The sequence below is a fragment of the Mycobacterium sp. NGS62 genome, from assembly GCF_059812285.1.
On record NZ_JCALCK010000098.1, the window covers coordinates 1 to 370 of the forward strand.

1 protein-coding gene is annotated in these 370 nt (G+C 66.8%); it reads right to left on the reverse strand.

Annotated features, from left to right (window positions below):
* Window positions 1-118: 118 nt before the first annotated feature.
* The coding region (locus AC5Y49_RS24870) for a tyrosine-type recombinase/integrase (RefSeq protein WP_499892033.1) at window positions 119-370 on the reverse strand (252 nt) is incomplete at its 5' end.

Consider the following 370-nt stretch of genomic DNA (forward strand, 5'->3'; position numbering starts at 1 on the left):
GGCCCACCGCTGCGGGTCGGGCCAGCGCCGCAGGAACGTTCGCGCGGCCGAACGAAGGTTCCTACTGATCAACCCGAGCCGGTCGCAGTGCTCGGCGTAGGCGGCGAGCAGATCGACCTCAGGGGCGGGCGCGTAGCCGAGCGCGGGCGGCATCGAACTCCTCACGCAAAAACGATGGGGCCAAATGGATGTAGGCGGCAGCGGAGTCGACATGGTCGTGACCCATTAACGCCTGAATCACCGACAGGTCGACTCCCGCCTCGGCCAACGCGGTGCCAAACGAATGCCGTAACGCGTGAGGATGCCCGGCCCTAACACCGGAGCGCTCGCGGTGATAGCGGAACACGGTACGTAGTCCCGCCGGAGTCAG